Source organism: Streptomyces sp. NBC_01460, from assembly GCF_036227405.1.
GTDB lineage: Bacteria > Actinomycetota > Actinomycetes > Streptomycetales > Streptomycetaceae > Streptomyces.
The window spans coordinates 751700-776235 of the sequence record NZ_CP109473.1 but is presented as its reverse complement, the minus strand read 5'-3'; the positions used below and the strand labels follow the sequence as shown (position 1 = coordinate 776235).

At 72.5% G+C, this 24536-nt stretch carries 21 protein-coding genes; 14 read left to right on the top strand and 7 right to left on the bottom strand.

All coding sequences use genetic code 11. From position 1 onward, the window contains the following. Positions 1-24 precede the first annotated feature (24 nt). Positions 25-2463 carry a hypothetical protein gene (locus OG488_RS03545; RefSeq protein WP_329225798.1) on the top strand — a complete coding sequence of 813 codons (2439 nt, stop codon included), beginning with the start codon at positions 25-27 and terminating at the stop codon, positions 2461-2463. Here OG488_RS03545 and OG488_RS03540 read toward each other — a convergent pair. The 5 genes from OG488_RS03540 to sigJ all read right to left on the bottom strand — a co-directional run bounded on the left by OG488_RS03540 (position 2433) and on the right by sigJ (position 8439). Then, entirely contained in the window at positions 2433-4868 is a 2436-nt protein-coding gene (locus OG488_RS03540; protein WP_329225796.1) for a right-handed parallel beta-helix repeat-containing protein, read from the bottom strand. The genes OG488_RS03545 and OG488_RS03540 overlap by 31 nt on opposite strands. A gap of 205 nt (positions 4869-5073) precedes the next feature. After that, on the bottom strand, positions 5074-5694 hold the full coding sequence (locus OG488_RS03535) for an Rv1733c family protein (protein ID WP_329225795.1): 621 nt from the start codon (positions 5692-5694) through the stop codon (positions 5074-5076). A gap of 139 nt (positions 5695-5833) precedes the next feature. Further along, complete coding sequence (locus OG488_RS03530) at positions 5834-6658, bottom strand: MOSC domain-containing protein (protein WP_329225793.1); 825 nt, start codon at positions 6656-6658, stop codon at positions 5834-5836. Between the two features lie 45 nt (positions 6659-6703). After that, entirely contained in the window at positions 6704-7195 is a 492-nt protein-coding gene (locus tag OG488_RS03525) for a DUF6643 family protein (RefSeq protein ID WP_329225791.1), read from the bottom strand. Positions 7196-7404: 209 nt separating this feature from the next. Continuing rightward, the gene (sigJ, locus tag OG488_RS03520) at positions 7405-8439 is read right to left on the bottom strand and encodes an RNA polymerase sigma factor SigJ (protein WP_329225789.1); all 1035 of its coding nucleotides are present in this window, start codon (positions 8437-8439) and stop codon (positions 7405-7407) included. A gap of 283 nt (positions 8440-8722) precedes the next feature. On the opposite strand from sigJ, the gene OG488_RS03515 reads away from it, so the two are divergent. Both OG488_RS03515 and OG488_RS03510 read left to right on the top strand, forming a co-directional pair. After that, the gene (locus OG488_RS03515) at positions 8723-9538 is read left to right on the top strand and encodes a hypothetical protein (RefSeq protein ID WP_329225787.1); all 816 of its coding nucleotides are present in this window, start codon (positions 8723-8725) and stop codon (positions 9536-9538) included. A 132-nt stretch (positions 9539-9670) separates the two neighbouring features. Beyond that, the gene (locus OG488_RS03510) at positions 9671-10198 is read left to right on the top strand and encodes a GNAT family N-acetyltransferase (RefSeq protein WP_329225785.1); all 528 of its coding nucleotides are present in this window, start codon (positions 9671-9673) and stop codon (positions 10196-10198) included. A 39-nt stretch (positions 10199-10237) separates the two neighbouring features. Here the strand turns inward: OG488_RS03510 and OG488_RS03505 are convergent, their stop codons facing one another. Next, complete coding sequence (locus OG488_RS03505; RefSeq protein WP_329225783.1) at positions 10238-10972, bottom strand: translation initiation factor IF-2; 735 nt, start codon at positions 10970-10972, stop codon at positions 10238-10240. A 341-nt stretch (positions 10973-11313) separates the two neighbouring features. Between OG488_RS03505 and OG488_RS03500 the strand changes: the two genes are divergently transcribed. Beyond that, positions 11314-12615 (top strand): TerD family protein, encoded by a 1302-nt coding sequence (locus OG488_RS03500; protein ID WP_329225781.1) that lies wholly within the window; start codon positions 11314-11316, stop codon positions 12613-12615. Between the two features lie 18 nt (positions 12616-12633). On the opposite strand, the gene OG488_RS03495 is transcribed toward OG488_RS03500, so the two are convergent. Then, positions 12634-13815, bottom strand: a complete 1182-nt coding sequence (locus OG488_RS03495) for a glycosyltransferase (protein WP_329225779.1) — start codon at positions 13813-13815, stop codon at positions 12634-12636. Positions 13816-13873: 58 nt separating this feature from the next. Between OG488_RS03495 and OG488_RS03490 the strand changes: the two genes are divergently transcribed. From OG488_RS03490 to OG488_RS03445, 10 genes are all read left to right on the top strand, one after another. Beyond that, positions 13874-14665, top strand: coding sequence for a glutamate racemase (locus OG488_RS03490; protein ID WP_329225777.1), 792 nt, complete (start codon positions 13874-13876; stop codon positions 14663-14665). 70 nt (positions 14666-14735) lie between these two features. Further along, positions 14736-15302 (top strand): hypothetical protein, encoded by a 567-nt coding sequence (locus tag OG488_RS03485; RefSeq protein WP_329225775.1) that lies wholly within the window; start codon positions 14736-14738, stop codon positions 15300-15302. A gap of 148 nt (positions 15303-15450) precedes the next feature. Then, positions 15451-17082, top strand: coding sequence for an apolipoprotein N-acyltransferase (gene lnt / locus OG488_RS03480; protein WP_329225774.1), 1632 nt, complete (start codon positions 15451-15453; stop codon positions 17080-17082). Between the two features lie 9 nt (positions 17083-17091). After that, positions 17092-17571 (top strand): NUDIX hydrolase, encoded by a 480-nt coding sequence (locus tag OG488_RS03475; protein WP_329225772.1) that lies wholly within the window; start codon positions 17092-17094, stop codon positions 17569-17571. Between the two features lie 631 nt (positions 17572-18202). After that, positions 18203-19048, top strand: coding sequence for an STAS domain-containing protein (locus tag OG488_RS03470; RefSeq protein ID WP_329225770.1), 846 nt, complete (start codon positions 18203-18205; stop codon positions 19046-19048). Further along, the gene (locus OG488_RS03465) at positions 19045-19422 is read left to right on the top strand and encodes an STAS domain-containing protein (protein ID WP_329225769.1); all 378 of its coding nucleotides are present in this window, start codon (positions 19045-19047) and stop codon (positions 19420-19422) included. Before OG488_RS03470 ends, OG488_RS03465 begins: the two co-directional genes overlap by 4 nt. After that, entirely contained in the window at positions 19419-19844 is a 426-nt protein-coding gene (locus tag OG488_RS03460; protein ID WP_329225767.1) for an anti-sigma regulatory factor, read from the top strand. The genes OG488_RS03465 and OG488_RS03460 overlap by 4 nt, the downstream gene beginning before the upstream one ends. Continuing rightward, complete coding sequence (locus OG488_RS03455; protein WP_329225765.1) at positions 19832-21037, top strand: ATP-binding protein; 1206 nt, start codon at positions 19832-19834, stop codon at positions 21035-21037. The genes OG488_RS03460 and OG488_RS03455 overlap by 13 nt, the downstream gene beginning before the upstream one ends. Then, a complete protein-coding gene (locus OG488_RS03450; RefSeq protein WP_329225763.1) occupies positions 21034-22815 on the top strand; it encodes a hybrid sensor histidine kinase/response regulator in 1782 nt (593 codons plus the stop codon). The genes OG488_RS03455 and OG488_RS03450 overlap by 4 nt, the downstream gene beginning before the upstream one ends. Continuing rightward, positions 22812-24479, top strand: a complete 1668-nt coding sequence (locus tag OG488_RS03445; RefSeq protein WP_329225761.1) for a fused response regulator/phosphatase — start codon at positions 22812-22814, stop codon at positions 24477-24479. Before OG488_RS03450 ends, OG488_RS03445 begins: the two co-directional genes overlap by 4 nt. The last annotated feature ends 57 nt before the right edge of the window (positions 24480-24536 follow it).

The window sequence follows — 24536 nt, the reverse complement described above, 5'->3', positions numbered from 1 at the left end:
GGACCAGAGAGCGAGTCACCGACATTGCCCCCTGCCCACCAGGCCGAGGCCGCGCAGAGCCGCGGCGCCGCACTGGAACTGCTCGTCCACGGTGTCGGCGGCACCACCCCGCAGGAGATGCTCGGCGACCCGCGGATCACCAGGATCACCGGTGACGCCACGGCGGCCGTCTACCGGCGCACCGAGGACGTGGGTGCCGAGCAGCACCCGGAACGTCACCGGGACGGCCCCGTCGCCGAGGCCTACTGCTGGTCCAACCTGACCTCGGGCAACGGCTCCCGGGCCCTCTGGCTGCTCCTGCTCCCCTTCATGGTCGTCAACCTCGCCCACTGGATGCGTCCCAGCGCCCGAGGACGCACCCGGGCCGTGCGCCTGTACGGCGTGCTGGTGCGGCTCGTCGCCCTCACCCTCACCGTGCTGCTGACCGCCGCCGCCTGCGAGGTGGCCCTCGACCTGGTGGCCTGGCAGTGCGCCGGCACTCCCGAGTGCTCCGCCCAGCGCTCCTGGCTGGGCTTCCTCTCCACCCACCAGGACGGGTGGTTCGCCCAGCCCGGACGACGCCTCGCCGTCGCCGCGCTCGTGCCCGCCGCCCTGGTCGGACTGCTCTGGTACCTGTCCAACCGCACCTGGAGCGCCTACGAGTCGCAGCGACCGCTGACCTGGGACGAACCGGACAGCACGGAGACGGACGAGGACCCGGACACCGACGTGGTGGCGGAGTCCGGCCCGCGCCGGATCCGTCCCGCCCTCGGCAGGCCCGGGTTCTGGTACGGACGCCGGCTGGTGGCCCGGCTGCGCGCGGCGCACACCGCGGCCGGATTCCTCACCGTCGCCGCCGCGGTCGGCTCCACCGCCGCACAGTACGACCGTGACGCCGGCAGCCCCGTCCCCGCGACGGCCGGTGCCCTGTTCGAGACCGCTCTCGTCCTGTGCGCCCTCGTCGTCCTCGCGGTGGTCTGCCACCGCGGACGCAGCGAGCGGCGCCTGGACAACCGGGTCGACCGGGCGGTCACCACGTTCCTGCCCGGTGCCGCGCTCGGCCTGCTGCTCTGCTCGGTGGTGTACGCCGGCTGGTCGCGTCCCGGCTGGGTCTCCTCGGGAACCCTCCCCGGGGAGACCGTCTTCCGCGCACTCGCCCTGGGCCAGGGCCTGCTCGTCGTCCTGCTCGCCGTGGTGGCGCTGAGCCTGTACCGGCGCGCACCCGAGCCGCGCACCACCCTCCACGGCCTCGGCGGCCCCGCCGTGGCCATGCTCGCCTGCGCCCTCGGCGGGGTGATGACCGGCGGGATCGCCCAGCGCGTCGCCGACTGGCTCGACGGCCCCGGCACCCCCGGCATGGGGGCGGGAGCCGACATACCGGGACCGCCCGTGCTCCTCAGCTGGCAGGCCTCCGTCATCCCCGTCCTGCTCCTGCTCCTGCTCCTGCCCCTCCTCTGGCTCGCGGTCCGCACCATGCGGCGCGCGCGTCGGCTGGGACCCGCGATCGAGGCGGAGTACGAGGAGAAGCGCCCGGAGCCGGGACGCACCCGGAGGATCGCCCGGACCAGGGCCACCGCCGCGCTCACCGACTCCGCGCCCGGGATCCTCGGACTGCTCTCCGGGGCCACCCTGCTCCTCGGCACGGGGGCGGTCACCGGTTCCTGGCTCGCGGGCGAGGTCCCCGGCCTCGCCATGGACGGAACGGGCCCGTTCGTCGAATCGCTCGCCGAGACGGCCCAGTCGACCGGCTCCTGGCTGACCGGATTCGGCGCCATACTGTTCGTCACGTGGGGTCGGCGCGCCTACCGCGACGTCTCCGCACGCCGCACCATCGGCATCCTCTGGGACGTGGGCACGTTCTGGCCGCGTGCGGCCCACCCCTTCGCGCCGCCCTGCTACGCCGAGCGGGCCGTACCGGACCTCTCGTCCCGGATGTGCGCCTGGACGGGGCGCACCCGCGGCAGGCTCGTCATCTCCGGCCACTCCCAGGGCAGCGTGCTCGCCGCGGCAGCGGTGTGGCAGCTCCCCGACTCCGCCCGGCGCCGGGTCGCACTGCTCACGTACGGCTCTCCGATCGAGCGGCTGTACGGGCGCTGGTTCCCCGCCTACTTCGGCCGCGTCCCCCTGGAGGGGCTGCAGCGGTCCGTGCACTGCTGGCGCAACCTCTGGCGTGCCACCGACCCGATCGGCGGCCCGGTCCGCATCGACGAGGGGCGGGGCGGCCACGAGGTGGACCGGGGCCCGCTGAAGGACCCGCTGGTCTACGGCCGTACCGCCGAACACCCGCTCCCCGAACCGGTCCTGGGGCACTCGGACTACCAGGCCGACCCGGTCTTCGCGGTGGAGCGCGCCGCCCTTCTGGAACGGCTCGGACCCGTCCTGCCCCAGCAGCAGGCCGGCGCGGGTGCCCAGGGCGGTGGCGCACCGGACGGCACCGCCCGGACCGGCACCGATCAGGGGAGCGCCGGGAGGTCCTCCGGATAGAGCATGGTCAGGTCGTCCGTGCTCGGATCGGCGAGCTGGGCGACCCGGCCCGCGTGCCGCTCCACCATCGACTCGAAGGTCTGACGAGCCGTCCGGCCGTTACCGAACGCGGGGCCCTTGGGAAGCACGGTGAAGTACTTGACCAGTGCTTCCCCCGTCCCGTCCGCCAGGCTGTACTCGTGCTCCTGGGTCTGCTGCTCGACGATCCGCAGCAGCTCCTCGGGCTCGTAGTCGCTGAAGGTGATCGTCCGCGAGAAGCGCGACGCCACACCGGGGTTGACGGTGAGGAAGCGCTCCATCTCGTGCGTGTACCCGGCGACGATCACCACCACCGCGTCGCGGTGGTCCTCCATCAGCTTCACCAGTGTGTCGATGGCCTCGCGGCCGAAGTCGCGGCCGGAGTCCTCGGGCGACAGCGCGTAGGCCTCGTCGACGAACAGGACACCGCCGCGCGCCCGGTCGAAGGCCTCCTGGGTACGGATGGCGGTCGACCCGATGTGCTCGCCGACCAGATCGACGCGCGAGACCTCCACGAGATGGCCGTGCTCCAGCACACCGAGCGAGGCCAGGATCTCGCCGTACAGCCGGGCCACCGTCGTCTTGCCCGTGCCGGGCGAGCCCGTGAAGACCAGGTGCCGGCGCACCGACGCAGCCTTCAGACCGGCCAGCCGGCGGCGCCGCCCCACCTCGATCATGTCGGTCAGCGCCCGCACCTCACGCTTCACGCTGTCCAGTCCCACCAGCGCGTCGAGCTCGCCGAGGACGGCGTCGGAGTCGCGCGCGGGCTCGGCCGGGGCGGGTGCGGCCGCGGGTGCGGCCGGCTCGGAGGTCCGCTGTCCGGGCATCGCGCCGAGCAGCCCGGGTGTGGTCTGCGTCGCCGTCAGCACCGCGGGGGCCGGGGGAGTGGCGCCGCGCAGTCCGCTCTCGTCGCTGGTGCAGTCCTGTGCCACCGGGCCGGCGGTGTGCCCGTCGCCGGAGCCCTCGGCGAACTCGTAGCCGCCGCGTGCGCACCGCTCGGTGCGGCACCGCGTCAGCGTGGAGCGGCAGCCGTCCATCACGTGGAAGCCGTAGCCCTCGCTCCCCGTGACCCGGCAGCTGTCGAAGGTGCCGCGGCCCTCGGCGGAGACGTAGAAGCCGGCCTCCGCGGGTGAGGTGACCGTGCACCTCTCGATCGTCGGGTCGGCGCCCTTGGTCACGATGACCCCGGTCTGCGCCGCGTCGATGGTGCAGTTGTTCAGCGTGCCGCCGCTGCCGTGGTCGCGGAACCACGCCCCGGTGGACGCCTCGCGGATCCGGCAGTCGTCGAGCTGGGCCGTGGCCCCGTCGCTCACCGAGACCGCCGTGTTGCGGATCTGGGACAGATCGCTGTCCACGACGTCGGCGCGCGAGCCCCGGTCGAGGACGAAGAGGGCGTCCGGCACGTCGTGGACGCGGCACGAGTCGAGTATCACCGTGGCGCCGTCACTGACCCAGACCGCCGGGTAGTCGCCCGTACTGTCGTGGATCTCGCACTGGTTGGCGTCGACGCGGGTGCCCGGATCCCAGACCGAGAGGCCGTTGCGGCCGAATCTGCGGACGGTGGAGCGGGTCAGGGTGAGCACCGAGCGGGACCGCAGATCGACCGCGTTCTCCGGGATGTCGTGGATGTCGCAGTCGGCCAGCGTGACGACGGCGTCGGTGTCCAGGGTGACGCCGTCGGAGGACGTGCGGTGCACGGTGCAGTCCGTGAGGTGCGCGGTCCCGCGGGAGGCGACCTGCACCCCGCTGCCCTTGATCTCGTACACCTCGCAGCCCACCGCCTCCAGTCCGCTGCCCTCCCCGGTCACGCTCAGACCGGCGCCCGACGCGTGGTGCACGCGGCAGCGTTCGAGCCGTGGGTGCGCGCCGTCCCGTACGGAGACACCGGACTGGCCGGCGGAGACGATCTCGCACTCCTCGAACACGCCCCCGGCACCGTCGAGTACGGCGATGCCCACGCCCGCCGGATTGTCGACGGTGCAGCGGCGCACGGTCGGCCTGGCCGAGCCCCGCACCTCCAGGCCGGCGGCCGACCTGGTCACGATGCGCAGGTCCGACAGCTCGGGAGCGCCCTCCTCGACCAGCAGTGCGGGGGCGGCGGAGTCCTGGCCCTCGACGTGGAGGTCCTGGAGGACGGCGGAGGCGCGGACGGTCAACGGGACTCCGTCGGCCGGCGCGATCCGGACCGAGCCGGCGGAACCCTCGGGACCGCGCAGGGTCACCGCGCGGTGGACGACGAGATTCTCCCGGTAGGTGCCGGGGGCGATGGTGAGGACGTCACCGTCCGCTGCGGCCTCCAGGGCTGCGGTGAGGGAAGCGTATTCGCCCGTGCGGCGCCGCCATCGCGATGTGCCGGTGTGCGTCACCTGGACCGTGCCCTGTGCCATGGTGCTGCTGAGCCCCCACCTCGTGCCGTGTGCGCTGCCTCGTGCCTGTCCGTCCGGGCCACCGGTCCACCGGCAGCCCTCCGGCCCGCCTGCCGAGGAGTCGGGCGGGCCGCTCCACCGTAGCGCGCGTGACGGGCGCGAGTTGACGAAGTCGGCTGCTGAGAGGCCCTGCTCGGCCGTGCACGGGGGGAACTGCCCCCCGGGCTCAGCTGCCCGTCCCCGTTCTGCCCCAGTCGGGACCGACTTCGGCCCAGGCGCGGTCGAGCCGGGCGTACCGCCGTTGCATCATGCGCCATACGACGACCCTGCGGGCGATTTCGGTCAGACCGCCCGCGGCAAGCGCGGCGCCCAGACCCGCGAGCGCCGCGTGGGTGTGCGCCGTGGAGGTGTCCATGGGGCGCGGCGCCGCATTCCCCGAGCCGTCCGTCCAGATCCGGATCGGGGTGCCGGGCGCGGTCCTCGTCGCCGCCGTCGACACGGTGCCCGTACGTGCCGTACCGTCCGGGGCGCGCCAGCCGGCCACCACCGACGTACGCATGGAACCCTCGGCGACGGCCGCCTCGGGGTCCTGGGCGAAACGGGACGTCGTGCCCGAGGGCACGCGGACCACGACGGCCGCGGTGGGGTGGAGGTGCTCGTGCTGGGCCCGCACCGTCCGACGGAGCGCGTCGTCCGTCAGTGAACCGACCTTCCAGCCGAACACCGGGGCGACCAGCAGCATCAACAGCAGGGCGGACAGCCCCACCCACGCCTCGTGACGGTCGGTGCGCCGGCACACGGGATTGTGCCGCCACCGCCGGATTCCCAGAACCGCTCGCACAGTCATGCACCCCCTTCCCTACCCGTGATAACCCGACAGGGTGGCGACTGCGTCCGGATCCGGTGAAGAGAGAGCAACCTCACGCCACCAACGCCCCCCTTGTCCCTCCGGGTTCCCTCGGAGGGCCCCGTGCATCCACGCACGGTCAGTCGAGCACCCGCACCGGGTCCCCCACCCGGATCACGCCGGTGCCCTCCGGAATCATGTTCTGGCCGAAGAGGAGGTGCTTCCCGTCGCGGCGGTGCCGGGCGAGTGTGTGGAGCGGCTCCTTGCCCCGCTCGGCCGTCCGCTGGTCCGTGGTCGTGATGACACACCTGCCGCACGGCTTCACGACGCGGAAGGCGACCTCCCCGATCGCGATCCGCTTCCAGCCGTCCTCGGCCCAGGGCGCCGTCCCCTCCACGACCACGTTCGGCCGGAAACGGTTCATCGGCAGCGGCCCCTCCTCCGGGTGATTCCCCTGCGCCACCAGCGCGTTGAGCGCGTCCAGCGAGGACCGTGCGGTGAGGAGCAGCGGAAAGCCGTCGGCCAGGGACACGGTCTCGCCCGGGCGGCCGAACTCCGGATCGACGGGCCTTCGATGCGACGGCGCGTCGAGATGGACGAGCCGGACCTCCGCACCGAGGCGCGCGCTGAACCAGGTGTGTGCGTCATCGGAGGCCACCACCACCTCGACCTTGCTCCGGTGGAGCTCGGCGGTGACGGTGCGGGCCGGATCGGGCACCTCCACCGTGAGCGACGCACCCCCGGGTGCCGACATCGACAACCCGCCACCGGGCAGCGGCTCGGCGGACAGCCCTGCCATGCGGGGCTGCTGACGCTGGGTGACGACCCTGCTCCCGTCGTCGATCAGCATCCAGCGACGGTCGCCATCGAGTCCCCATGGCTCGACGACGGCCTCGTCCGCCGCGCGGGCGGCCAGCGACTTGACCGGGTGGACGTACACGGCACCGAGTGAGGGAGAAAGCATGCCCTCATCCTGCCAGCCGTCACTGACAGTGCGCGGCAGCGCCGGTCAGTACCCCCGGCTCTGGTACGGGCGGTTGTACGGATCCTCGTACGGCGACTGCGCGGGCGCGGGTGCGGGCCGGGGCGACGCGGGACGCATCGCCTCGTACCCGGTGCCGGGCCGCTGCTGCTGCGCCTGCTGCTGGTAGCCGCGGGGCGCGGACGGCTGCTGCGGGATGTAGGGCGCCGGCGCGTGCTGCAGCTGTGCGGGCTGCATCATCGGCGCCTGCTGCATCCCGGCGTTCTGGTACTGCGGCTGGGCCGCCTGCTGCGGGTAGCCGTAGGACCCGGTGTGCTGCGACGGGGCCGCGGGCAGGGCCGGGAGCGCCGACGGCAGAGCCGGCAGATAGCTGTTCCCGGTGTCGTAGGCGGCAGGGACCCGGATCGGCGCGATCTGAGGGGTCCCCCGCTCGGCGACCAGGGAGTCGTAGATCGGGGTGTCGGGGAACGACGGCGCGGCGTAGTAGCCGCTGCCGTAGGTGGAGCGGGGGGAGGTCATGACACATAAGTTAAGCCCACGATGTGCCGGTTGGGGAGACCCAATCTTCGGGTCATCCTTTTTATGCTGGTTCTGTCTGCTTGACCTGGCAAAACATCGTCAAGACTCCTCTTGGCGGCGGGGGAATTTTCGCCGGATGGCCCGATGGATGACAGTAGGTTTCGAATGCACTACAAAGGGCGACGCCCCGTCTGTCGTGTCGGAGCCGGCTATTGCCCGTCAACTGCTGCCTCGTGCGGGAGGGGTGGTTCGACTCCGTCGTGTCGAGGAGCGTGCCGAATGCCGGGGGCCGCCTGCACAGGAGCTCCGCCCTGTCGGCGACCGGCCGCATCCCGGTGCACGGCCTTGTCGTCCCACGCCCAGGGCCGCAGCTTCTCAGGATTGCGTACGACCCAGATCCGGGTGACGAGGCCGTCGGTGACGTCGAACGAGGCCACGGTCGTCACGACGCCCGCGCGACGGGCCACCAGGCCCGGTGCCCCGTTGACCGACCGCTCCAGGAGTTCGAGTCCCGGGGCCCTGTCGGCGAGGGCGACCATGTACCGGGCGATGCGCGGGCCGCCCTCGACCGGACGCAGGACGGTGCCGACCATGCCGCCGCCGTCGGCGGTCATCACGGCGGCGGGGTCGAGGAGGTCGACGAGGGCCGCGATGTCGGTCGCCTCCCAGGCTTCCTTGACCTGTCGCACCGTGTCGGCCTGCCCGGCCGTCGTCACGGGTGCGCGTGGGGCGCCCACCCGGCGCCGGGCGGAGGCCGCCAGCTGTTTGCAGGCGGCGGGCGTGCGGTCCAGGATCCCGGCGATCTCGGCGAAGGGGTAACGGAAGACGTCGTGCAGGACGAACGCCACCCGCTCGGCGGGCGTCATGGACTCCATGACGACGAGGAATGCCATGGTCACCGATTCGTCCAGGACCATCCGGTCGGCCGGATCGGTCCCGTGACCGCCATGCCGCTCGGCACGGTCGGGCAGTGGTTCGGGCAGCCACGCGCCGACGTAGCGTTCACGCCGGACCCGCGCCGAGCCGAGGACGTCGAGGCAGATGCGGCCGGTCACCGTCGTCAGCCAGGCGCCGGGGGACACGATCTCCTCCTGCCGGCCGCGTGGCAACGCGTACCAGCGTGCGTAGGCCTCCTGCACGGCGTCCTCGGCCTCGGCCAGGGAACCGAGCAGCCGGTAGGCGACGTTGATCAGTCGGGGCCGCTCGTCGGCCGCCCCCTCGGCACGCGTCGTCACCGCCCCCATGCCTCCGCCCCCTCGTCCCGCTTCTCGCCCGCCCGGTGCGACCTTATCGATCAACTGACCGCAGAGGGGCGGTCGATGGAAGCACGGGGAGTGCCGCGGTCGCGCGGAGGTGCTGTCCGCGGGGCCGTCCCGCCAGGAGGCCGTTCCCGGAATCCGCGCCGCGCCCGCCTCCGGGCGCTGTCCGGGCCGACCGCCCGGCGTGCCTCCCGGGGCCCGTGTGAGCAGGCGACTTCCGGGAAGTCTGACGAAGGGTGAGCACGCTACGTGCCCGGATTCGGAGAACATGGTGACGTACGATCAGGATGAGGCCGAGCAGCTCCGAGGAGAGCTCGAGGACGCGATAGGCCACTACATGGTGGCGGTGGCGGCCAAACTCCTCGACGAGGGACTGCCGGTGGCCGGCATTTCCGCATTCGGCGCGTACGACGATCCGGGTCAGGCGGAATTCGACGGTGATGTCGAGGGCAGCGTGGAATTCACGCAGGCGTTTCAACAGAGCCTGTCCGGCCAGGACGGCGGCGCAGGTCTTCTCTGGTGCGGCGTTTCCGGCTGGTGCCTCTTCCGCACGCCGCAGGGATCCGGTCAGGTACTCATGGACTCGGCCCGCTGGATGGGCGCCGGTCTGCTGCCGACGCCGGCCCGGGTCGCCGCGTTCCTCTCCACGGCGCGACTCGATCCGTCGACCGCGGGCAGCGACGAGCGGCCGTTCTACCGTGCCCCGCGCAGTGGACCCACGGCACTGCTCGACCGGCTCCACGGACTCGACGACGGCGAAGCCGCCGCAGAGGAGCGGTTCTTCGAACGTCGATTCGCGAGCGTGAGGACCGACGCCTACCAGCGACGCGTCCTCGACGCCCTCACCGCGCCGAAGCAGGGCATCGTCGACGTGGCGCTGCACACGGGAGAAGTCGAGTCCCTGGTGCGGTTCCTGGAGTACGTCGAGGGAGCGGCACCGAGCCGGCAGGCCCGGGAGCTGGCGCGAAGACTCGGATCGGACCTCTCCCTGCGCGCACGGGACGGCCGCGAGAGCCATCACGAGCACCGGGCCGCTTTCGACTACGCCGTGTCCGACGGGGCGGGTGACGGGGCGAAGGCATGATCGCTCAGGGAAGCCCAGTCCTCCGGCCGGCACGCCCCGGTCCTCCGGCAGGCACAGGGGGCAGGGCGTGGCGGCGCGGGCTCCCGGCCATACTTGGCCGTTCCATCCGACGCACCGCGACGAGGATCAGCCATGCCCAGCACCACCAGGATCCGCCTGATCCAGCGCACCGACGCCGCCCCGATCGCCGCGCACCGGGTACGGGACGTCGAGGCCTTCCGGCGGTGGGAGCCGGCCCAGCCGGCCGACTTCTTCACCCCGGAGGGCCAGGCGGAGCGGATCGACGGGCTGCTCGCCGGGCACCGTGCCGGCGCGGTCTGGCCGGGCGCGGTGCTCGCCGACGACCAGGTGATCGGGCAGGTCACCGTAGGAGGCATCCTGCCGCAGCCGCACCTGCGCCGGGGCTCCGTCGGCTACTGGATCGCGAGCGTCGCCCAGAACCAGGGGCACGCCGGTCGCGCCGTCGGGCTCGCACTCCGGGTCATGACGGACGAACTCGGGCTGCACCGCGCCGAGGCGTCCACGAACCTGGAGAACCTGCCGTCGCAACGGGTGCTGCGCCGCAACGGGTTCAGCCCGTACGGCGTCGCGCACTCCTCGATCCTGCTCGACGGGAGCTGGCGGGACGGGCTGCTGTGGGAGCGGATCCTCGGCGACTGAGGAGCAGGCTCGTGACCGGTCCGCTGCCGGATGCCCCGCTCAGTGCGGTGCGGGCTGCGGGTTCAGGGCGTTGCCGATGCTGCAGCCGCCCTCTCCGGGCATCCGCTGGATCCGGGACGGCACCCACACCCTTGTCTCGCCGGGGCTCACGCGGGCGACGAGACAGTCCTGCGGGTCGAATCCGTTGCCCGGCACCGACATGAGGACGCCGACCCGGCCGCCCTCCGCCTTCACCTCGGTACGGATCGCCGGGTCCAGGTCCAGGGAGGCCAGCGTACGGCGCACCCCGGCCTCGTCCGCCCGGCCGCCCTCCGGCACCTGGGGAAGTCGCGCGCGGAGCTCCTCGTAGGGCAGCCGGGGCGGTTCGGGCGGCGGGGCGAAGGTCAGCGGAGGGCCGTCCGGGCAGTCCACGTCGCGGGGGGCCTCGTCCCACTCCGCCTTCGGCGACACGCGTACCGTGAAGCAGCGCCGCACGGTGACCTCTTCGACGTCGATCCATCCGTTGTACGCCGAGCCGGTGGTGCGGACGACCACGTCGACGCCGTCCCCGTCGTGTGTCGACGTACCCGTCAGCCGCATGACCTCGACCCCGTCGATGCCGGAGGCCGAGCGCCCGACCTCCTCCGCCGTGCGAGGACGCTGGCTGTGGAGCAGCCGGCCCGCCCTCCCGGCCACCTCCCGTGCGGTATCCGTCGCCTCGTCGTCGGAGGACTGCACCAGGCCGCAGCCGGCGGTGAACAGCAACAGGGGTGCGAGCAGCAGCAGTCGGCGCATGTGTCCACCTTTCCGAGCGCCGCACGGGGCGGGCACCCGCTCACGTACTCGGACCGGAGTAGGTGATCGTACTCAGGCGGTGCGGTGACCGGAACCGGCGCATCCGCGGGCCCTCGCGGTGGCCCGCCGACCGTTGCGGCCGGTCCACGCGTCGTGGGGAACCCTGGTCCCCGAATCTGAGCGAACGTGCGGGACGGGGCACGGAGCGGTGCTTTGATCGTGCGGAGAGCGAGCGGACGGGGCGCCGGCGGATCGACGGCACCTGTCCCGTCGAGACGGTGGGCTCCCCGGTGGACCGGGGATTAGGTTGGCGGGAAACTCTCCGGGAAGCCGGACGCGTGATGGGGGCGAGCATGACCATGCAAAAGGGAACCAACGTCGCGGTGCCGGCGCGGGCCGTGCGGGTCGAACTGGGCTGGCGGGCTTCTCCCGGGACACCCGACGTGGATGCCTCGGCGCTCCTCCTGGTGTCGGGAAAGGTGCGCAGCGACGCGGACTTCGTCTTCTACAACCAGCCGGCCCACGGATCCGGCGCGGTGCGCCACGAGGGCAAGCGCACCGACGGGGGCGCCGTCACGGACAGTCTCGTCGTCGACTTCGCGCGGATGGAGCCGGCGATCGACCGCGTCGTGGTGGCCGCCTCGGCGGACGGCGGCACCTTCGGGCGGGTGAACGGCCTCTACGTGAGGATCGTCGACGCGGCCGGCGGCTCCGAGATCGCGCGCTTCGAGAGCGCGGACGCGACGGTCGAGACCGCGTTCATCCTCGGCGAGCTGTACCTGCGCCAGGGCGCCTGGAAGTTCAGGGCGGTGGGACAGGGCTACGACACCGGACTCGAGGGCCTCGCGACAGATTTCGGTATCTCCGTCGACGAGCCGCAGCAGGCGCCGGCGGCCCCGCAGCCACCGGCCCCGCAGCCGGTGAGGGCTCCCCAGCCCCCGGCGCGCCCGGCCGCGCCCCAGGCCGCACCGGCGCCCCCGCCCGCGCCCCCCGTCGTGCAGGCCGTCAGGCTGACCAAGGTGACCCTGACGAAGGAGGCGCCCTCGGTATCGCTCTCGAAGCAGGGCGGAACGTCCGGGGCGCTCCGCGTCAACCTCAACTGGGAAGTGCGCAAGCAGTTCAAGGGCTGGGGCGCGAAGCTCGGCAGGGCCGTCGCCGTGCACGGCGACCTGGATCTCGATCTCTGCGCCCTGTACGAACTCACCGACGGGAGCAAGGGGGTCGTGCAGGCCCTCGGGAACGCCTTCGGTTCCCTGCGGCAGCCGCCGTACATCCACCTCGACGGGGACGACCGCACGGGCGCGGTCTCCAGCGGTGAGAACCTCACGGTCAACCTCGACCACAAGGACCGGCTGCGCCGCGTCCTGATCTTCGTCACCATCTACGAAGGTGCCCGGAGCTTCGCCGACCTGCATGCCACGGTCACGCTCCAGCCGCAGAACGGCGCGGCAATCGACTTCTCGCTCGACGAGTGCACCGTGCCGTCCACGGTCTGCGCGCTCGCGCTGATCACGAGCAACGGGGGAGACCTCACCGTGCAGCGCGAGGCGCGCTACCTCGTCCCCCAGCGGGGGGTCAGCCCCCAGCGGACCATCGACGCCGCCTACGGGTGGGGCATGAACTGGACCCCCGGGCGCAAGTGAGCCCGGCCGCGGCCGGGCTCAGGCCTCCGGTGCGGCCTCGGGGCGGGCGTACGTACGCCCCTTCCAGGCCGCACCGCGCCCCCGGTGGTGCCGCACCGCCGAATCGACCGTCATCAGGAGGTAGAGGACCGCGGTGAAGGGCAGCAAGGGCGCCAGCCACAGCGACTGCCGGTAGTACCCGAGCATGGGCATGTACGTCCCCGCCATCACCGCCCAGGCCGCCCCGCCCGCCGACGCGGCCACCGGGTCCCCCGCGGCCAGACCGGCGAACAGGGTGACGGGCGGGGCGACGTAGACGAGGCCGAGCCCCAGGACCGTGCCGGCCAGCAGCACGGGGCTGTGCCGCAGCTGTGCGTACGCGCTGCGCGAGACCATCCGCCACAGGTCGGTGAGGCAGGGGTACGGGCGCACGCTGTCCACCCGGTCGGCGAGCCCCAGCCAGATGCGGCCGCCGGAGCGGCGCACCGCACGCGCCAGCGACACGTCGTCGATGACCGCCTGGCGGATGGACTCAGGGATCCGTGCCCGCTCCGCCGCCCCGGCGCGCAGCAGCACACAGCCGCCCGCCGCCGCAGTGGTCCGCGACCTCGCCGCGTTCACCCGGCGGAAGGGGTAGAGCTGCCCGAAGAAGTAGACGAAGGCCGGCACGACCAGGCGCTCCCACGTGCTCGTCACCCGTAGCCTCGCCATCTGCGAGACCAGGTCGAACCCGCCCGCCCCCTCGGTCCCGGCCGCCGCGACGAGCTCCCGCAGGCTGTCCGGTTCATGGGCGATGTCGGCGTCCGTCAGGAGCAGGAACTCGGGCTTCCGCTGCCCTGCCAGTGCCATCCCGTGCCGCAGCGCCCAGAGTTTGCCCGTCCAGCCCGGCTCCGGCTCACCGGGGGTGACCACCGTGAGCGGCAACCCCCCGCACCGGTCGGAGAGCGTCAGGGCGAGCTCGCCCGTGCCGTCACCGCTGCAGTCGTCGACCAGGAAGACCTCGGCGTCACCCGGATAGTCCTGGGCGAGGAGGGACGGCAGGCTCAGGGGCAGGACGTCCGCCTCGTCCCTCGCGGGGACGACCACGGCCACCGAGGGCCAGCGCGCCGGTTCCCCGCGTGCGGGAAGCCGTTGGTCGGTCCGCCAGAAGAACCCCTGGCCCAGCAGCAGCCACACCCACACGGTCAGTGAACCCACGGCGATCCAGGCAAGGGCGCTCATCCGTCGAAGTGTGCCCCACTCCGACGGTGCCGCAAGGGCTGTCGACTATGGTGACCGGGTGAAGATCGCACTCATGGACTCGGGAATCGGCCTGCTCGCGGCAGCGGCCGCGGTACGCCGGCTGCGGCCCGACGCCGACCTGGTGCTGTCGTCGGACCCCGGCTCGATGCCCTGGGGGCCCCGCACGCCCGAGGACGTGACCCGGCTGGCGCTCGCCGTGGCGCGTGCGGCGGCGGACCACCGGCCGGACGCCCTGATCGTCGCCTGCAACACCGCCTCCGTCCACGCCCTGCCCGCGCTGCGCGCCGCACTGGAGCCCGCGCTGCCGGTCATCGGCACGGTGCCGGCGATCAAGCCCGCCGCCGCGGGCGGCGGCCCCTTCGCCATCTGGGCGACGCCGGCGACCACCGGGAGCCCGTACCAGCGGGGGCTGATCCACGACTTCGCCCGCTCGGTGGACGTGACCGAGGTGCCCTGCCCGGGGCTCGCCGACGCCGTCGAGCACGCCGACGAGGACGCGATCGACCGGGCCGTGGCCGCCGCGGCCGCGCTCACCCCGGCCGGGGTGACGGACGTCGTCCTCGGCTGCACCCACTACGAGCTGGTGGCGGAACGTATCCGCGCCGCCGTCGAGGGCGACCGCCCCGGCCGGGCGCCGCTCGTGCTCCACGGCTCGGCCGACGCGGTGGCCGCCCAGGCACTGCGCCGGTTCGGGGCGCAGCCCGCTCCGTCGGCCGAACCGTCCGGCACCCTCACCGTGCTCCTCGGCGGACACGCCTCGGATCTCACGGAACCCGCTCTGGCCTACGCCGAGGGCCTGCTGCTCAAGGCCGTCAGCCCCGCGGTCTGACCCCCGTCCGGCGCCTCGCCGGGGCCGCGCACCCCGCCCCACGGGCGGGAACCTGGGTACGCTGCTTGGCATGACGGACCACCCCGGTGACACGCGGCACGGTTCGAGCCAGGCCCCGAGCACGGTCTGGACGGGCCGGGCCACCAACCGCTTCCAGTGGCTGCTCGCCGCTGTGGGGGCGGGCTGCCTGGCGCTCGGGATCGAGCTCGCCGTCGACTCGGCCTGGAGCGCCGGGATCGCCCCCCTGCTCATGTCCGTCATCGGCTGTGTCGCCGCCGGACTCCTGATCCTCTTCGGGACCCTCGCCTTCGTCCACGTCGCAGTGAAGGTGGACGGCGACGCCCTCGAGGTGCGCTGCGGTCACGCCGGACTGCCCAGGCGCCGGATCCTGCTCACCCACGTGGTGGGCGCGGACTTCGCCCCCAAGGTCACCCCGCGCCACTGGGGCGGCTGGGGCTACCGCTGGCGTCCCGACCAGGGCACGGCCGTGGTCGTACGCCGGGGGGAGGGGCTGGTGCTCCTGCTGGGGGACGGCAGGACCTTCACCGTCACGGTGGACGACGCGGAGGCCGCCGTACGCTTCATCCGCGACCGGCTGCACCTCCCGGCCACCGGGAAGGCCGCGGGCCCGGCCTGACCCGGCCCCTGCCGGTCCCTGGGCCCCGCGGGCCCCTTGACCTCAGCCCCGCCGGATCCGGGCCCCGGCCGCACGTCTCCGGGCCGGACCGGGACCGCCGTCCGGCGCGGCTGACGTCCTCACAGCCGCTCACCGTAGACTCCGGCAGGTGAGCGCCACCATCACCACCGCCGAACCGCCGCCCGCCCCCGTGTCCCGCAGCCGCACGCTGTGGCCGCGGCTCGTCCGGCCGGCCGCAGCCGTCCTGTCCGGTGTGCTGCTCTACGCGAGCTTCCCGCCCCGGCCCCTGTGGTGGCTGGTGCTGCCCGGCTTCGCCCTGCTGGGCTGGGTCCTGACCGCGCGCAGGGCACGCGCGGCGCTGGGTCTCGGCCTCCTCGCGGGCCTCGGCTTCATGCTCCCGCTGCTGCACTGGACGGGCGAGGAGGTCGGCCCCGTCCCCTGGCTGGCCCTCGCGCTCGCCGAAGCCCTCTTCATCGCCGTCGGCTGCGTCGGCGTCGCCGCGGTCTCCCGGCTCCCGTACTGGCCCGTCTGGGCGGCGGCCGTCTGGACCCTCGACGAGGCGCTCCGGGCCCGTGTCCCGTTCGGCGGCTTCCCCTGGGGCAAGATCGCCTTCGGCCAGGCCGACAGCGCGTTCCTGCCGCTCGCCGCGCTCGGCGGAACCCCCCTGCTCTCCTTCGCCGTGGTGCTGTGCGGCTTCGGGCTCCTGGAAGCCGTCCGGCAGGCCCGCCGGTACCGCGCCACCGGCACCGTGCCCCGCTCCGCCGTGATCGCGGCGGCCGTCACCGTCGCCGCCCCCGTGGCCGCGGCGCTGGCCGCCCTCCCCCTCGTGGACGATTCGCCCGAGGACGGCACCGCCACGGTGGCGGCGGTCCAGGGCAACGTGCCGCGCCTGGGGCTCGACTTCAACTCCCAGCGCAGGGCCGTGCTGGACAACCACGCGGAGCGCACCGAACAGCTCGCCCGGGACGTCGCAGCCGGGAAGGTGGCCCAGCCCGACTTCGTCCTGTGGCCGGAGAACTCCTCCGACCTCGATCCGTACCGCAACGCCGACGCCCGCGAGGCCATCGACCGTGCCGTCCGGGCCATCGGCGCCCCCACAGTCATCGGCGCCGTCCTCACCCCGGACACCGGACCGCTCCGCAACACCCTGATCCAGTGGGACCCGAAGAGCGGTCCCGTGGACACCTACGACAAGCGGCACATCCAGCCGTTCGGCGAGTACATGCCGATGCGCTCCGTCGCACGGATCTTCAGCAAGGACGTCGACCGGGTGCAGCGGGACTTCGGCTCCGGGACCAAGGTCGGCGTGTTCGACCTGGCGGGCACGAAGGTCGGGTTCGTGACCTGCTACGAGGCCGCGTTCGACGACGCCGTGCGCGACACGGTCAAGGACGGCGGTCAGCTGATCGCCGTACCCAGCAACAACGCGACCTTCGGGCGCAGCGAGATGACCTACCAGCAGCTGGCGATGAGCCAGGTGCGCGCGGTCGAGCACGGGCGTTCCGTCGTCGTGCCCGTCACCAGCGGTGTCAGCGCGGTGATCCGGCCGGACGGCACGATCGTCGAGAAGACCAAGATGTTCACCCCGGACGCCCTGGTCGACGAGGTGCCCCTGCGTTCCTCGCTCACCCCCGCCACCCGGCTCGGAACCCTCCCGGAGGGCATCCTGGCGCTGCTCGCCGTGGCCGGACTCGGCTGGGCGACGACCCGCTCGGTGCGTCGGAGGAAGGTACGGAAGGGCCCCACGGCCGGCCCGCAGGACGCCCGGGCCGCAACGTAGGCTCCTCGCATGGCTACTCCTGACTTCATCCGCGACATCCGCGCCACCGCCGGCCACCAGCTGCTTCTGCTGCCGGGAGTCACCGCGATCGTCTTCGACGACGCGGGCAGGGTGCTGCTCGGCCGGCGGTCCGACACCGGCAAGTGGTCGGTCATCGGGGGCATCGGGGAGCCCGGCGAGGAGCCGGCGCTGACCGCCGAGCGTGAGGTGTACGAGGAGACGGCCGTGCGCTGCGTCGCGGAGCGCGTCGTGCTCACCCAGGCGCTGAAGCCGGTGCAGTACGCCAACGGTGACCGGTGCCAGTACGTCGACATCACCTTCCGCTGCCGGGCCACCGGCGGCGAGGCGCGGGTGAACGACGACGAGTCGCTGGAAGTCGCTTGGTTCGACGTCGACGCGCTGCCGCCGCTGAGCGAGTTCTCGTTGTTCCGGATCAAGCAGTCCCTCACCGACGGCCCCACCTGGTTCGCGCGCACCCCCGAGGCCTGACGTTCGGTTCCTGGGCACGGGAAGCGGCGTTCCGTTGACCTCCCCAGGCGCGGAACGGTCGCTTCCCGTGCGTGTCCTCCGGAGCTTGCGCGTCCTGGCTGACCGCAGGTCCGTTTCACCCGGAAACGAGCGCGCAAACCTGAGGAGTCCTAGGGAGCGGCCGGGACCGGTTCGACCTCTCACGGCGCCCGGCCGGAAGCGCGTCGTCCTCCGTACGCCCCCCACGGTGAGAACCCCTCCCGAGCAGGTGTGAAGTGCGTGTGAAGGGGTACGCGGTGCTGGTGCTTCCCGTCATCCTCGTGTTCCTCCTCGGCCTTGTCCTCCTCTGCGCAGGCTTCGCGCTGGAGGAGGTGTGATGAATCACGGCCACGGCGCTCGCCGTCCCCCTCCGGTCATCGCGCCGCTCCGGCCCGTCAGGGCGGGAATGCCCTGGTGGCGGGCGTGCGCACGGTCGCTGCCGTAGTCGGGCGAGGTGCTGCCCGGTGCCCGTCCGTGGACCGGAGGCCCTCCGCCGGGCATGGTGTCGGTCCCGTGCCCCCCATGGCAGGCTGGACGCAGTCCGAGGCGTCACGGCGATGACATACGCTGCGAAGAAACTGTGATGACGAGCATGAGAGAAGGGGTCACCTCGGTGGCAGAGCAAGAGATATCCACCCGCCTGGTGACGCTGCTCACGGAGCAGCGGGAGTCGCTCGAAGCGGCGTGGGTACAGACGGTCTCGCGCACCCTGCGCGGGCGCATCTCCCTGGTGGAGCTGGACCGTGAGCTGCGGGAGCTGTACTCGGCGCTGGTGGAGAGCCTCGGGGCGGGCGGATTCGACTGGCAGGGCGACAAGTACGCCGAAGTCCGCGCCCTCCTCGGTGAACTGTCCCGGAACCGGGCGCGGCAGGGTTTCACGCCGACCGAGACGGCGATCAGCGTGCTCGCCGGCAAGGAGATCCTCGAACCGACGACCGCGACATCGGCCGAGGACATCCACGCCTACCTCCGCTTCAGCCGTCTCATGGACGCCCTCGGGCTCCACACCATCGAGGTGTACGCGAAGGCGCGTGAGGAGATCATCAGCGCCCAGTCCGAGCAGTTGATGGAACTGTCCACCCCGGTCGTGAAGCTGTGGGAGGGCGTCGTCGCCGTTCCCCTGGTGGGCACCCTCGACTCGGCGCGCACGCAGGTCGTGATGGAGAAGCTCCTCCAGACCCTCGTGGACACCGGATCCGACCAGGCGATCATCGACATCACCGGCGTTCCCGCCGTCGACACCGAGGTCGCCCAGCACCTGCTCAAGACCGTGGTCGCCGCCCGGCTGATGGGCGCCGAGTGCACGATCTCGGGCATCCGGCCCCAGATCGCCCAGACGATCGTGGCGCTCGGTATCCAGTTCGGTGACATCGTCACCAAGGCGACGCTCGCCGACGCGCTCAAGCACGCTCTGCGGCGTAACAGCGTCGAGCTGAACCTGCCCGGAGGACGAGCGTGACCGAGCGTGTGCCCGTGCTGAAGATCGGCGACGTCCTGCTGGTCTCGATCCAGGTCGACCTCGAGGACCAGACCGTCCTCGACCTGCAGGACGATCTCGCGGCGCGGATCGTGGCGACCGGGGCGTCCGGCGTCGTCATCGACATCACCGCGGTGGAGATCGTCGACTCGTTCGTCGGGCGCATGCTCGCGACGACGGCGGCCATCTCGCGCATGCTGGACGCCGAGACCGTCGTGGTCGGCATGCGGCCCGCCGTCGCCATCACGCTCGTGGAGCTGGGCCTCTCGCTCGGCGGCGTCCGCACGGCTCTCACCCTGGAGAAGGGGCTCGACATGCTGGCCCGGCCCGACAGCCGTCCTCCGGCGACGACGTGAGCGGGTCGCGGCCCGTCCCCGACGCCGATCACGAGACGATCACCATCGACTCGAACGACGACGTGGTCCGAGCCCGCCAGCTGGTGCGCACCCTGGCCCAGCGGTGCAAGCTCTCCCTCGTCGACCAGACCAAGCTCGTCACCGCCGCCAGCGAACTCGCGCGCAACACCCTGGTGTACGGAGGCGGAGGCGTCATGCGCACCGGACTCGTCCGCCAGGACAGCCGGGTGGGGGTCACGGCCGTCTTCGAGGACTCCGGCCCCGGCATCCCGGACCTGGACCTGGCCCTGACCGACGGCTGGACGTCCGGCGGCGGCCTCGGCCTGGGCCTCAGCGGAGCCCGGAGGCTCGTGGACGACTTCACCCTGGACACCGAGGTCGGCCAGGGCACGCAGGTCGCGGTGACCAAATGGGCTCGCTGACCCCGCCCCTGCTGGAATCCGAGGACATCGCCTGGTTCCGTGACGACGAGTCGCTCCCCGCGTCGGCGAGGGGGGCCGCCGCCGCGCTCGCCAGGCGCCTCGGGTTCGACGCGACACGCTGCGCCGAAGTCGCTCTCGCCGTGAGCGAGGCCGCCTCCAACCTGCGCAAGCACGCCGTCGACGGAGCGCTGCTGCTGCGGATCGTGCGTACGGAGCACGACGCCGGCGTCGAGTTCGTCACGACGGACGAGGGCCCCGGCATGGCCGACGTCGACAGGTGGCTGGTGGACGGTTCGTCCTCGGCGGGCACGCTGGGGATAGGCCTCGGGGCGATCGTCCGCCTCGCCGACACCTTTGACGTGCATTCACTGCCGGGCAAGGGCACGGTCATGTCCGCCCGGTTCTGGACGAAGGACGCCGCAGGCCGTTCCACCGCGCTGGGAGAGCCCGTCGTCGCCGGACTCACCCGGCCCATCACCGGCGAGACCGTGTGCGGGGACACCTGGGCCGCGCGCGCCGTCGGCGGCGGTGAGCACCGACCGGAGCCCACAGCCGCACGGCAGGTGACGGGACGGGCGTCCTCCGACGAGCCGCTCGGCTGGGCGGCGCTGACCGGATTCCGGCCGGAGCCGGACCGAGCCCGGCTGGAGAGAACCGCACAGGTGCGTACGAGCGGCACCGGGGTCCCTGCCCTGTTGCTGATGTTCTGTGACGGACTCGGTCATGGTCCTCTCGCGCACCGTGCCGCCCAGACCGCCGTGACGGCGTTCCGCGACAGCCGGTCGGAGACTCCCGAAGGCGTCCTCGCCGACCTGCACAGGGCCCTCCGCGGAAGCCGTGGGGGAGCCGTCGCCGTGGTGCGCGTCGAGACACTGACGCGGAGCCTGTACTTCTGCGGCGTGGGCAACGTGAGCACCTTCGTCGTCGACTCGGACACCGAGACCAGGCGTTCACTCCTCTCGGCGCCCGGGATCGTGGGCCACCAGCTCCCGACGCTTCGTCCCGTGCGTCAGGAACTCCCGCGCCACGGCGGCGTGGTCATGCACTCCGACGGACTCACCGAGCGATGGCAGCCGGCCGCCCTGCCCGGCTTCCTGGAGCACACCCCGCTGGTGGCCGCTGCACAACTGCTCCGTGAGGCAGGGATACGCAAGGACGACGCGGGCGTCGCCGTACTGAAGGGAAGCTGGTGAGTTCCACCGCGGCCGACGGCACCATCCACCTGGTGACGATCGCCATCACCACAGAACAGGACCTCTTCGCTCTTCGCCGCAGCGGCAAGGCGGCGGCCGAGGCCCTCGGTGCGGAGAGGCAGGACCAGATACGTCTGGCCACCGCGCTGAGCGAGCTCGGCCGGGATCTGCTCGGCTCGTCCGGTCTGAGGGTCGCCCTGAGCACGGGACAGGGAACCCAGCCCGTGCTGCGCGCCGTCCTCCTCTGGGGAGACGGGCCGGGCCCCGGCGACGAGTCCTTGCAGGCCGCCTCCCGACTGGTCCAGGTGCAGCACGAGGACCGGAGCCGGACGCTGCTGATCGAGCAGCAGCTCACCGCGGGCGCACAGACCGCCGAAAGCGTGCAGAGAGCGCGGGACCTTCTCGTGCAGCACAACGGCGGCAGCGTTCTCGAGGATGCCCGGGCCCAGACCAGCGACCTGATAGCCGCCCTGGAGGAGTCGCGGGCGCAGAGGGAGGAACTCCGCCGCCTCAACGAGGAGCTGGAGGAGACCAACCGGGGAGTGGTCGCCCTCTACTCCGAGTTGTCCGAGGAGCTGGAGGAGACCAACAGGGGGGTCGTCGCCCTGTACGCGGAACTGGACGAGAAGTCGCGACAGCTGAGGGAAGCCAGCGAGGCGAAGACACGGTTCTGGGCGAACGTGAGCCATGAACTGCGTACGCCGGTGAACTCCGTGGTGGGCCTCGCCCGGCTCCTCCTCGACGACCGCACCGGCGGGCTCGAGGAGGAGCAGCGCAGGCAGGTCTCCCTGATCTCCGCCTCCGGCGCCACGCTGCTCGCGCTCGTCGACGAGCTCCTGGACGTCGCCAAGGCCGAGTCGGGCAGGCTCGAACCGCACATGGCACAGGTCGACCTGCGGGCCGTACTCGGCCAGCTGCGCGGAACGCTGAAGGGGTACGGCGCGCAGGGCGAGGTGGAGCTGTCGGTCGCCACCTCCGGTCTTCCGCTCGTCACCGACGAGGTGATGCTCACCCGGATCCTGCGCAACCTCCTGTCCAACGCGCTCAAGTTCACGGAGCACGGCACCGTGAGCCTCGACGTCGCGTCCGACGACGGTCCCGACGGCCGCCACGTGGTCTTCACGGTGACGGACACGGGGATCGGCATCCCGCAGGAGGAGCAGCAGCAGATCTTCGAGGAGTTCTACCAGGTGCGCGGGCCGCACCAGCGCGGGCGTTCGGGAACCGGCCTCGGCCTGCCCTACGCGCGCCGCCTCACGGAACTCCTCGGCGGCAGCCTGGTCCTCACGAGCGGGCCGGGTTCGGGTACCCGGGTCACCGTGAGACTGCCCGCCGGACCGGAGCCCGGGGACGCGGGCGTCGCTCCGGCCCCGCACAGCCCGGTCCTCGCGACGCTGGTCACCGTGGACGACGACGAGGTGTTCCGAAGCGCCATCCGTCCCGCCCTGGCCCAGCTGGCCGCCCAGGTGGTCGAGGTCGGAGAAGGCGGCCTTGCGGTCGCCACCGTCCGCACCGAACGGCCCGACGCCGTCCTCCTCGACCTGCACATGCCGGACATGGACGGCTACGCGGTCCTGGCCGGACTCGCCGCCGATCCCGAACTGCACGGCACACCGGTCGTGGTCGTCACCTCGGCCCCCGCCGGATCGCTGGACAGGGAACGACTGGCGCACGCGCGAGCCGTCCTCGACAAGTCCACGCTCACCCTCGCGCAACTGGTCTCCGCCTTCGGAGACGTGAACAGCCCTCGCACAGCCGGAGAGGACGGCGGACCGTGAGTACCCACGCGCATACCGACAGCGCCGTCGCGACGGTCATGGTGCTCGACGACAACGACACGAAGCGCTACATCGTGAGCAGCTGGCTGCGACGTGCCGGTCACACGGTGGTGGAGGCCGCCGACGGGGCCGAGGGGCTCGCCCTGCTGGCCGGGGCGTCCGAAGAGGAACTGCCGGAACTGGCCGTCGTGGACGTGCGCCTGCCGGACATGAGCGGATTCGAGGTGTGCGAACAGATCAAGGCGGACCCGCGCACCGCCTCCCTGCCCGTCATCCACGTATCCGCGACGGCCGTCGAAGTGAGCGACCGCGCCCAAGGGCTGCACCGTGGAGCCGACGCCTACCTGACCGAGCCGATCGCGCCCGACGAGCTGCTGGCCACGGTCACGGCGGCGCTGCGCTACGCCCGTGCCCGCCGACGTGCCGAACGGCTCGCCAGGCGCGTGGCCGCGCTGAACAGCAGCACCCTCGCCGTGTACGGCGCGCGGAACGGTGAGGCCTTCACCACCGCCGCCGCCACGGGGGCGGCCGCGCTGATGTCCTCCCCCGCCGTGGCGCTCTCTCAGAGCCTCGACAACCGCGCACTCCTTCTCGCCACGTCCCCACCGGTCCTGTCCGGTCCGGCGGGGACGGCGGGAGTTCCCGAGCAGCCGACGGAACCCGCCTGGCAGACGGACCTGCATGTCATGGACAGTCTCTGCGAGACGGCTCTCGGGGACGGCATCGGGACGGACACGGTGCTGCTGTCAGGTGAGCAGTGGAGAGCCCTCATCTCGAGGGACGCGTCCGGCCGGGCCGACGTCTTCCCGGGCCGGGTCGGGCTGGTCCTCGCCCGGACGAAGCACGGACGCCCGCCCGTGGCGCTGGCGGTGGACGCCACCGCGCTGGCGGGAGACGACGACGGTGAACTCCTGTCCCAGCTGGCACAGGCGTGCGCCCTGGCCCTGGAGGCGCTCCGCAGCCAGAGCGAGGAGCACGCCCTCGTCCTCACCCTGCAGCGCTCGTTCCTGCCGGACCGGCTCCCTCGAACGGCCGGTGTGGACATGGCGGTGCGGTACGAGCCGGCGGCGGATCACGCCGAGATCGGCGGTGACTTCTACGAGGCCATAGAGACGCCCGACGGCCTGTTGCTGGCCATCGGCGACGTGGCCGGGCACTCCCTCCAGGCCGCCATGATCATGGGTGAGGTCCGCCATTCGCTGCGTGCCTACGCCATCGAGGGGCACGACCCCCGGACGCTGCTGAACCGCCTGGACGCGTTGCTGGTGCGGCTGCGTCCCTCCATCACCGTCACGGTCTGCCTCGTCCTCGTGGAGCCCGGCGGACGGCGGATCCACGTCGCGAACGCGGGACACATACCGCCGCTGCTGAGACGCCCCGACGGGTCCACGTGCTATCTGACGGAACACGGTCCGCTCCTGGGTCTCCAGCTGCCGCACCCTCCCGCCACCAGTCATGACGTGGGGGCGGGCTCCACACTCCTGCTGCTGACCGACGGGCTCATCGAGGTCCCCGGGGAGGATCTGGACGACAGCATGGAGGCGTTGAGCAGCACGCTCCGCGGCGCGCCACAGGAACTGGGGAAGCTGTGCGACGTCCTGCTGGACACCTTCGGAAAGGGGAAGACGGATGACATCGCGCTGCTGGCCGCCCGGCTCCTGTGACACCCTGCTCGCCCCGGCCCGGGCCCATCGTGACCAGGGCGTCGCTCCGTCCCGACG